The organism is Haemophilus haemolyticus (genome assembly GCF_003493605.1).
Classification (GTDB): Bacteria; Pseudomonadota; Gammaproteobacteria; order Enterobacterales; family Pasteurellaceae; genus Haemophilus; species Haemophilus haemolyticus_J.
Genome location: NZ_QQKA01000006.1, coordinates 106743 through 117562 on the forward strand (window position 1 = coordinate 106743; position 10820 = coordinate 117562).

5 protein-coding genes and 1 tRNA gene are annotated in these 10820 nt (G+C 39.3%); 3 read left to right on the plus strand and 3 right to left on the minus strand.

Going from position 1 to position 10820, the window contains the following annotated elements:
* Nucleotides 1-89 precede the first annotated feature (89 nt).
* A complete protein-coding gene (locus DV424_RS05790) occupies nt 90-710 on the minus strand; it encodes a DUF1919 domain-containing protein (protein ID WP_118859383.1) in 621 nt (206 codons plus the stop codon).
* A gap of 196 nt (nt 711-906) precedes the next feature.
* Between DV424_RS05790 and DV424_RS05795 the strand changes: the two genes are divergently transcribed.
* Together DV424_RS05795 and DV424_RS05800 are read left to right on the plus strand one after the other, a co-directional pair.
* Complete coding sequence (locus DV424_RS05795; RefSeq protein WP_118859384.1) at nt 907-3177, plus strand: NADP-dependent malic enzyme; 2271 nt, start codon at nt 907-909, stop codon at nt 3175-3177.
* A gap of 282 nt (nt 3178-3459) precedes the next feature.
* Nucleotides 3460-5385 (plus strand): LTA synthase family protein, encoded by a 1926-nt coding sequence (locus tag DV424_RS05800; RefSeq protein WP_192880660.1) that lies wholly within the window; start codon nt 3460-3462, stop codon nt 5383-5385.
* 30 nt (nt 5386-5415) lie between these two features.
* Here DV424_RS05800 and uvrB read toward each other — a convergent pair whose 3' ends face one another.
* Nucleotides 5416-7455, minus strand: coding sequence for an excinuclease ABC subunit UvrB (uvrB, locus tag DV424_RS05805; RefSeq protein WP_118859386.1), 2040 nt, complete (start codon nt 7453-7455; stop codon nt 5416-5418).
* 419 nt (nt 7456-7874) lie between these two features.
* Nucleotides 7875-7950: transfer RNA gene (locus tag DV424_RS05810), tRNA-Asn, on the minus strand.
* A gap of 334 nt (nt 7951-8284) precedes the next feature.
* Between DV424_RS05810 and DV424_RS05815 the strand changes: the two genes are divergently transcribed.
* Nucleotides 8285-10820 (plus strand): ESPR-type extended signal peptide-containing protein (locus DV424_RS05815; protein ID WP_275045363.1); only part of this gene is annotated, 2536 nt, incomplete at its 3' end.

Below are 10820 nucleotides of genomic sequence, written 5' to 3' on the forward strand. Positions count from 1 at the left end.
TTCTCTTGTTAAAATTCGCTGGGCATTGTACAGGTTTTTGCTTTTATAACGAAACAAAAAAGCTGCATTTAATCTGCAGCCTCTATTTGTCAAGCTTGGTTAAACCACTTCACGTAATCGAATTGATCGTAATATTTTTTCCCATTCCAGCCAGAAAACTCAAAAATATCGCCCACCTGATTTTGTTTCTCGAAGCCTTTTATATAATAAGCCGATTTAAAAGCAGGGCAGGGCTTGTGAGTAAAAATCACTTTATTTTTAAAAGGGAGTTGATCAAAAAGTTGAATGTCTTTTTCTGTCACACCGTCTCGATCAGTCATCATAATAAAAAGATTATCTAAATTGATGCGTGACGTGCGAAGTTGCCATTTTTCACCAGCTTCTTGCTCACTGTGATAGTGCATAAAATGAATTTCAAGATCGGCAAGTTTTCCCACTGGATAACTTTTTTCTGTTTGTACGAATGTGAGAGATTGAGTGAGATAGAAATCCATATTTTGTAAATAACGCAAAAAATCTTGTGGCGAGAGATAGAGATTCACAAAAGGCGAATTAAACGGCTGGTGTAAATCGTGTAAGATAAAAGCCCCCACGCAATTGGCAGAAATGACAGTCATACCTTGATTTGTTAGTTTACGTTGCAGAGTGCGACTAATGAAAAATCTTTGGCATTTATTTACCGCACTTTTAATTTTTTGAAATGGATTCATTTTCTCATCCTTATGCTTTTGCTGCGAAAATCCTACCTTTTTTGCTGAAAAATGAAAAGTCTAGCTAATGCCTCGCATCAAAAAAATTTTGTTATAAAGTTGTAAAAATTTGCAGTTCGTCACAATTTTTTGAATAAAAAACAGATATAATCGACGTGATATTTCAATCCTGTTTCAAGAAAATGGAGCACTTATTATGACCGAACAATTACGTCAAGCAGCCTTAGATTTCCACGAATTTCCAATTCCTGGAAAAATCGAAGTTACCCCAACAAAATCACTCGCAACACAACGCGATTTAGCCTTAGCTTATTCGCCAGGTGTGGCAGAGCCTTGTTTAGAAATTGAAAAAGATCCTGCTGCCTCTTACAAATATACCGCACGTGGAAATTTAGTGGCTGTGATTTCCAATGGTACAGCGGTACTTGGACTTGGCAATATTGGCGCGCTTGCTGGCAAACCTGTAATGGAAGGAAAGGGCGTATTGTTCAAAAAATTCGCCGGTATCAACGTATTTGATATTGAAGTGAATGAACATGATCCCGATAAACTTGTAGATATTATTGCCTCGTTAGAGCCAACTTTCGGTGGGGTCAATTTAGAAGATATTAAAGCACCAGAATGTTTCTATATTGAACAAAAATTGCGTGAGAGAATGAATATTCCTGTATTCCATGATGACCAACATGGTACAGCGATCATCAGTGCTGCCGCGATTATCAATTCTCTTCGTATTGTAGGTAAAAAAATTGAAGATGTTCGACTTGTTGCGTCTGGTGCGGGGGCAGCATCAATTGCGTGCTTGAACTTATTGCTTTCTTTAGGTATGAAACGTGAAAACATCACAGTTTGCGACTCGAAAGGCGTGGTATATAAAGGCCGTGATGACAAAATGGATCAAACCAAAAAAGATTATGCAATTGAAGATAATGGCTGGCGTAAACTTGGCGATGCGATGCCAAATGCAGATATTTTCTTAGGTTGTTCTGCAGCTGGTGCGCTTACACAAGATATGGTGAAAACCATGGCTGCACATCCAATTATTCTTGCTTTAGCTAATCCAAACCCTGAAATTACCCCGCCAGAAGCGAAAGCGGTTCGTCCTGATGCGATTGTATGTACAGGCCGATCTGATTATCCAAACCAAGTAAATAACGTGCTTTGTTTCCCATTCATTTTCCGTGGTGCATTAGATGTGGGTGCAACCACTATTAATGAAGAAATGAAACGTGCTGCGGTTTATGCCATTGCTGATCTTGCATTAGAAGAGCAAAACGAAGTGGTAACTTCTGCTTACGGTGGTGAAGGCGCGACTTTTGGTGCAGATTATGTGATTCCTCGTCCATTCGATCCTCGCTTGATTGTGCGTATCGCACCGGCGGTAGCAAAAGCAGCAATGGAATCAGGTGTGGCAACTCGTCCAATTCAAAATTGGGATGCTTATGTTGAAAAACTAACTCAGTTTGTTTACAAAACGAGCTTGTTTATGCGTCCTATTTTCAGCCAAGCAAAAGCGGAAAAACAACGCATTATTTTAGCGGAAGGGGAAGAAAATAAAGCATTGCATGCCACCCAAGAAGTGATTTCAATGGGCTTGGCAAATCCAATTTTAATTGGTCGCCGTAGCGTGATTGAAGAAAAAATTAAAAAACTTGGTTTGCGTTTAACCGCCGGTGTCGATTTTGAAATTGTGGATAACGAAGATAATCCTCGCTATGAGGAATGTTGGAAACATTATTACGAGCTTACCAAACGTAAAGGCATTACACCTGCAATCGCAAAACGTGTCGTGCGTTCTAACACAACCGTATTAGCTTCTACATTGCTTAGCTTAGGTTATGCAGACGCTTTAGTATGTGGCTTATTTGGTTCATACGGAAAACACCTTGCATCTATTCGCGATATTATTGGCTTAAAAGATGGCGTGAAAACTGCTGCTGCTTTAAATAGTCTTGTATTACCGACTGGTAACGTATTCTTAACAGATACCCATGTAAACAGTAATCCTACAGCAGAAGAATTAGCTGAAATTACCTTAATGGCAGCAGAAGAAATTCATCGTTTTGGTATTGAACCTGCAGTTGCATTGCTTTCACACTCTAATTTTGGTTCATCTGATTCATTAGGTGCACCAAAAATGCGTGAAGTGTTACAGATTGTAAAAGAGCGTAATCCACACTTAATGATCGATGGTGAAATGCGTGGCGATTTAGCGATGAATGAAGCTCACCGTAAAGAAGTCATGCCTGATAGCCCATTGAAAGGAAGTGCAAATTTATTAGTGTTCCCTGATTTGAGCTCGTCACGTATTAGTTATAGCTTATTACGCGGCACCACTACGGCAATTACCGTTGGCCCGATCTTAATGGGTATGAACAAATCTGCGCATATTCTTAATCCGGGGGCGTCTGTTCGCCGTATTATTAATATGATTGCCTATGCTGCGGTGAAAGCACAACAAGAGTAATCAAAAAAGTGCGGTGAATTTTTATTAAATCTCCGCCGTTTACTGAACAAAGCCTCGATTTTTCTCGAGGCTTTATTTTTACCTTCTAGTGAATGTGATTAGCTAAAATTGCGCTATGCAGAATTTGGCATATTGTTTACATTTGAGATTAAGTAAAACTATGCGAAAATTTACCGCACTTTAAGACTTTTGTCGTGTCGAAAAGGAACCGACCGATAGACAGTTGCCTATCTTTCTTTAATTTAATACGGCTTGGATGCCGTTTTGTTAGTGGTTTTTACAATGAAAAAAGCGCATTCCCCTTTATTTCCCATCTTCACATTTGTGTTGATTAATCTCATCATCCTTTCCTTATCCCGTTTGGGACTTGCTATATGGCAATCAGAACGTGTATCCGCCGTAGATGGCTGGTTGCAATTATTTTTGCAAGGCGTACGAATGGATATTGTGGCACTTTGTTATTTATTTGGTGTACCTGCATTGCTCACAACGTTATTTCATAGCAGTAAAGTTTGGGTAAAAATTTTACGCCTTTGGTTAACGCTTGGTAGTGTGTTTATTATCTTTATGGAAATTGCCACACCTGCCTTTATTGAAACCTACGATTACCGTCCAAATCGTTTATTTATTGAATACCTGATTTATCCGAAAGAAGTTTTTTCAATGCTTGCGGAAGGGCATTTAAGTGCGGTGATTTTTAGCCTTGTTTTCACGATTTTAGCTGCCGTGATTTATTGGAAAATTTCTGATTGGGCAGTCAAAAATTTACGTTCAATCAGTTGGAAACTTCGCCCTGTGATTGCTTTGCTTGTTATTGTCGTGAGTTTCCTTGGGGCGCGTTCAAGTTTTCAACACCGCGGTATCAATCCCGCCATGGTGGCATTTTCTTCTGATGCGTTAGTGAATTCTTTGGTGCTTAATTCGGGCTATTCCGTCATTTATGCCGCACAGCAATTTAAAGATGAAGAAAAATCTTCAGAGATGTACGGAAAAATGGATGCAGATGAAATGTTTCGTATTGTTAAAGCTAGCCGTGGCCGCCCAGACAGCGATTACATTTCAGATAAATACCCAACTTTAACGAAAAATGTCGCGACTTATCAGGGTAAACCTAAAAATATCGTGATTTTGCTACAAGAAAGTCTTGGCGCTCAATTTATTGGCACACTTGGTGGCAAACCACTTTCTCCAAATGTGGATCAACTCGCAAAAGAAGGGTGGTTATTTGAAAATCTTTATGCAACAGGCACACGTTCAGTACGCGGTATTGAAGCAACCACCGCAGGTTTTACGCCAACGCCAGCTCGTGCAGTGGTGAAACTTAATAATGCCCAAAGTGGTTTCTTTACTATTGCGGATTTATTACATAAACAAGGCTATAACACTTCCTTTATTTATGGCGGTGAAAAGCATTTCGACAATATGGCGAGCTTTTTCTATGGCAATGGCTTTAAAGATATTTGGGATCAACAAGATTACCAAAATCCAACATTTACTGGCACTTGGGGCGTGAGTGATGAGGATTTATTTGATAAAGCCAATGAAACTTTCACGAAATTACAAAATGAAGGTAAACCGTTTTTTAGTTTAGTGTTTAGCTCCAGCAATCACGATCCATTTGAATATCCAGATGGCAAAATTGAGCTTTATGAGCAACCAAAAGCCACTCGTAATAATGCGGCAAAATATGCGGATTATGCCTTAGGCCATTTCTTTAAAATGGCAAAACAGTCTAATTATTGGAAAGATACGATTTTCTTAATTGTTGCGGATCACGATTCTCGTGTAGGCGGTGCAAGTCTTGTGCCGATTAAGCATTTCCATATTCCAGCCTTGATTCTTGGTGATGGCATTACGCCACGTCGTGACAGCCGTCTTGTGAGCCAAATTGATATGCCAACCACATTGCTTTCTTTAGCAGGCGTAAGTGGCAATTATCCAATGATTGGTTTTGATTTAACGCAAGATGTAAACCCAGATCGTGCCTTTATGCAATACGATCAAACTCAAGCAATGATGAAAGGTAATAATGATGTGGTGATTCAAATGCCAAATAAGGCAGCGCAAGGCTATCATTACGATAAAGCGACAGAAACTTTAACGCCAAAAGATGTGCCTGATGCGATGAAAAAAGAGGCATTAGCTCACGCTTTATTAGGCAGTTATTTATATAAGAATCGCTTGTATTCTTCGGGTGAAAACAAATAAACGGAACGCCAGCTTAAGCTGGCGTTTCTTTTAGTTATCAAAAACAAACTGTTCACGTAATTGATGTAATTGATCGCGAATTGCCGCGGCTTTTTCAAATTCCAAATCTTGCGCAAATTTATACATTTGTTGTTCCAGTTTTTTGATTTGTTGTTGATATTCTTTGGCATTTTTCGGTGCATTATAAAGTGCGGTTGGTTCTGCAGCCATTTTTCCACGTTGTTTATTGGCTTTCGCTTTTTGGTTTGCACCTTGTCCAATATCTAATAATTCACCGACTTTCTTATTTAATGCTTGTGGCACAATGCCATGTTCTTCATTGTATTTGGTTTGTTTTTCACGACGACGGTTGGTTTCTGTGATGGCTTTTTCCATCGATTTGGTGATGCTATCCGCATATAAAATCGCTTTACCGTTTAAGTTTCGTGCAGCTCGGCCGATGGTTTGAATTAAAGAGCGTTCGGAACGTAAAAATCCTTCCTTATCGGCATCTAAAATTGCCACAAGAGACACTTCCGGAATATCTAAACCTTCACGTAATAAGTTAATTCCAACCAATACATCAAATTCGCCCAAACGCAAATCACGGATAATTTCGACGCGCTCCACGGTATCAATATCAGAATGTAGATAACGCACACGAATCCCGTGTTCATCTAAATAATCCGTTAAATCTTCCGCCATTTTCTTGGTGAGTGTTGTGACTAAAACTCGCTCATTTTTATCTGCTCTTTGGCGAGCTTCGGAAAGTAAATCATCCACTTGAATGGACACTGGGCGAATTTCAATGATTGGGTCAAGCAAACCAGTCGGACGAACCACTTGATCGATAATTTCACTGCCTGATTTTTCTAATTCATAAGGCCCTGGTGTTGCGGAAACATAGATGGTTTGTGGAGCTAAGCGTTCAAATTCCTCAAAGCGTAACGGACGATTATCCAATGCGGACGGCAAACGGAAACCATATTCGACTAAGGTTTCTTTACGCGAACGGTCTCCGCGATACATTCCACCAATTTGAGGCACAGTCACATGAGATTCATCAATAATTAAAATAGCATCAGAGGGCATATAATCGAATAATGTTGGTGGTGGCTCGCCCTCATTTCTTCCCGATAAATAGCGAGAGTAGTTTTCAATGCCCGAGCAATAGCCCAATTCATTCATCATTTCAATATCAAATTGGGTTCGTTGGCTGATACGCTGTTCTTCTAAAAGTTTATGTTCTTTAATGAAGTATTCACGGCGTGATACGAGTTCTTTTTTGATGTTTTCTATCGCATCTAAAATACGTTCTCTTGGCGTCACATAGTGAGTTTTAGGATAGATCGTAAAACGTGGTACTGCACCAAAACTACTGCCAGTGAGCGGATCAAATAAACTTAAACGCTCAATTTCATCATCGAATAATTCAATACGCACTGCACGATCATCGGATTCCGCGGGGAAAATATCAATAATTTCTCCTCGAACACGGAAAGTTCCACGCTGAAATGCTTGATCATTGCGGGTATATTGCAATTCCGCTAACTTCGCTAAAATTTGGCGTTGATCGATAATAGCACCTTGTTGTAAATGCAACATCATTTGTAAATAGCTATCAGGATCACCCAAACCATAAATTGCAGAAACGGATGCCACCACGATGGTGTCTCGACGTTCTAGAAAAGATTTCGTCGCAGAAAGACGCATTTGTTCGATTTGATCATTAATAGACGCATCTTTTTCAATAAAGGTATCACTACTAGGCACATAGGCTTCTGGCTGATAATAATCATAGTAAGAAACAAAATATTCCACCGCATTTTCTGGAAAAAAGGCTTTCATTTCTGCATAGAGTTGGGCAGCAAGGGTTTTATTCGGTGCAAGTAACATTGCGGGGCGATTTAATTGAGCGATCACGTTGGCGATAGTAAACGTCTTCCCCGAGCCTGTTACCCCGAGTAAAGTTTGGTGAGCTAATCCATCCGTTAAATTTTCAGCTAATTTTTCGATAGCTTGTGGCTGATCGCCAGAAGGACGAAAGTCGGAATGCAGAATGAATGGTTTTGTGTTGATTTTTTCAGACATAAAGTGCGGTCAGTTTTTTGATAGTTTTGAATAATGCCTATTTTAGCATATTTAATGTGTAAAATTGATCAGGCAAAAATCTAAGTTTTACACAGACTTAGTGATGTCAAGAGAAAGATCTCACAAATTTATAAAAAAAACTTTAATTTTTTACTAGACAAAACTTAACTTATTGATTTTCAATTACAATTTAATTTTAGACTAATCTGTAATCAAGATCGAATAATCCTTGTAAGAACAAGGGATCCGCAAAATTTTAAAAAGTTAATCCACAAAGTTATCCACAGGCTCTGTGGATAGAAAAAAAGAGATGATTCTGATAAAAATAAAGCCCATCAACATGATGGGCTCAAAATCTTTTGGTTGCTAATTTAGAGTTTGTAAAAGGAGACAAACAAACTCTAAACCAAAAGAAAAATTGGCTCCTCCTGCTGGACTTGAACCAGCGACATATGGATTAACAGTCCACCGTTCTACCGACTGAACTAAGGAGGAATAAACTTTGTATCACAAGGAACAGGGCGCGAATTTTAATAAGGAGAATGAGTCTTGTCAATTAAAAATTTATAAAAAATATAGATTTAATTTACATATTATTTATTGAACTGATAATTAGTTATCACATTATGTTTATGAAGTTAATTTGAATCTCTTCTTTCTTTACAAATCTTTACAAATCTTTACAAAAAACAAGCATTAATCATATTGATATATATATATATATATATATAATCGCTGACCTTTGTCTCACACTTATTTAAACGTCACTATCTAGAAAATACGTTAAAAAATATGTGGGCTATTTATACCCCTGAAATGAAGGTTATTTATGAATCGTATATTTAAAGTCATTTGGAACAAAACAACACAGAGACTAGAGGTTGTTTCAGAATTAACGAAAGGTAGTGCAAAAGCAAGTTCTGCTTCTAATAATGCTCAAAAAGCCACAAAACAATTTATCATATCTGTTCTTACAGCTCTTATAACATCAACATTGCTAGCCTCTGTTACTAATGCTGCCACTATTAATTACAATGATATTCCTAAACAAGGTGTTGCAGTCGTATCAGATCCTAATAGTGAAATTCTGAAAAATGTTGCTCTTGAAGGTTCAGAAACTCCAGGTGTTTTATCTGCTATAGATGCTGTAGGTACATTAAATCTGATGATGAAACGTTATAAAGGTTTTGTACACGTAAATGCTGAAGGTTATAAAAAAGGTGCTATAAAAGATGATGGAACGACATCGACAGAAAATACAGGTATTTGGGCAGATTGGCTAACAACCTCCCGCGTAAATGCAGAAGGAAGAAATCCAGGTGCCGTATTTAGTAATAACTTAGATCGGTTTACAGAAAAATCTGGTGCGCAGGGAACGCGTTCAGTTGCTGTTGGTGTATATGCTAATGCCTTAGCTGCTGATTCTATTGCTATTGGTTCTCGTGCAAATGTTAATAATTATTGGGGAGATCAATATCGTGAAGCACTAAATGGAATTGCTATTGGTAGACAAGCACAAGTTGAAGGTGCAACGAACTCAATTGCATTCGGTACAAACGCGAAACTTCTGGCAAGTACTCCTTATACACTAAAACCTGATAACTCTATTGCTATCGGTAATAATAGTACTGTGAACTGGGCAAGCAATGCTATTACCTTAGGTAATAATGCAACTATTACAGGAAGTCACGTTGTTAATGGTGCTTGGCAAGGTTCAGATAACAGTATTGCGATTGGTCATGAAACAAAAATTGGACGTGAAAATACTGTTGCAATCGGTAGTAATGTAAATGCAGGCAGAGAAAATACCGTTGCTATTGGTACTAATGTTAATGCAACAAGAGAAAATTCTGTTGTTATCGGTCAAAATACGACAGCTACAAAAGAAAGGGTGGTCGCTATTGGTGCTTACGCAACAGCAAATGGCGATAGAACAGTTGCAATCGGACCAGAAGCTACAGCCAATGGCTCAAAATCTATTGTGATTGGTGGTATTGGAGATAATAAAAAGGCTATTGCAGAGAAAGATTATTCCATTGTTATTGGTAATGGGGCTCAAGCAACGGATAATGCAACATACTCTGTTACTTTAGGTAACAATGCCAAAACAGCTGGAGCAACAGGGATTAGTATAGGTGATCGAGCTCAAGTGGTAGCGTCTGCAGCAAATGGTATTGCATTAGGTCAAAGTGCAGTTGCTAATAATTCTGGCGATATTGCTATTGGTCAATCTTCAAGTACATCTACTAAACATACAGTAAGTGATATGAAAATCGGAGACACTACGCTATCCAAAGGTGTTGCTGCAACCGATAATGGCACTGTAAGTTTTGGTAATGACAATGTTAAACGACAAATCCAAAACGTTGGTGCAGGCGAGATCTCTGAAAATTCTAGTGATGCTATTACTGGTTCACAGCTTTATTCTGTAATCAAAGCAACTGACGAAATTGCTAAAACAACATATACATTCAAAGTAAATGGGCAAGATGTAAAAGTTATGCAGAATAAGGCAGCAAGTGCTACTAATAATGCTAATAATACGCTTGATTTTAAAGCTGGCGATGGGTTAGAGGTTGCCTATGAAAACGGAGCTGTAACTTATAAATTAAATGCTGAATCCAAGAAATCTATTGCTGATGCTAAAGCAGCTGCAAAAACAGTAAGTGACAAACTAGTTGAGATCGATAAATCAGTTGCTCGAGCCGAAACGGCAGCGAGTAATGCGGCGATCTCAGCATCAGCTGCTTCAAGTTCAGCAACTGAAGCGGGTAAATCGAAAGACGCAGCTGAAGCAGCTCGTGATGCAGCTGCAAATTCAGCGACTGAGGCGGGTAGATCGAAAGATGCGGCTGCAACCTCAGCAACAGAAGCAGGCAAAGCGAAAGATGCGGCTGTGACAGCGAAAAATGATGCGGAAGCAGCTCGTGATATTGCGAATACGAAAGCGGGCGAGGCTGCAAACTCAGCAACTGAGGCGGGTAAATCAAAAGACGCAGCTGCAAATTCAGCAACTGAAGCAGGTAAAGCGAAAGATGCGGCTGTGACAGCGAAAAATGATGCGGAAGCAGCTCGTGATGCAGCTGCAAACTCAGCGACTGAGGCGGGTAAATCAAAAGACGCGGCTGCTAACTCTGCAACTGAAGCAGGCAAAGCGAAAGATGCGGCTGTGACAGCGAAAAATGATGCGGAAGCAGCTCGTGATATTGCGAATACGAAAGCGGGCGAGGCGGCAAGCTCAGCGACTGAGGCGGGTAGATCGAAAGATGCGGCTGCTAACTCTGCAACAGAAGCAGGCAAAGCGAAAGATGCGGCTGTGACAGCGAAAAATGATGCGGAAGCAGCTCGTGATATTGCGAATACGA

What these genes read in the sequence shown, in the direction of transcription:
- DV424_RS05790 (WP_118859383.1), bottom strand. Translation starts at nt 710, where the DNA reads ATGAATCCATTTCAAAAAATTAAAAGTGCGGTAAATAAATGCCAAAGA.
- DV424_RS05800 (WP_192880660.1), top strand. Translation starts at nt 3,460, where the DNA reads ATGAAAAAAGCGCATTCCCCTTTATTTCCCATCTTCACATTTGTGTTG.
- uvrB (WP_118859386.1), bottom strand. Translation starts at nt 7,455, where the DNA reads ATGTCTGAAAAAATCAACACAAAACCATTCATTCTGCATTCCGACTTT.
- DV424_RS05795 (WP_118859384.1), top strand. Translation starts at nt 907, where the DNA reads ATGACCGAACAATTACGTCAAGCAGCCTTAGATTTCCACGAATTTCCA.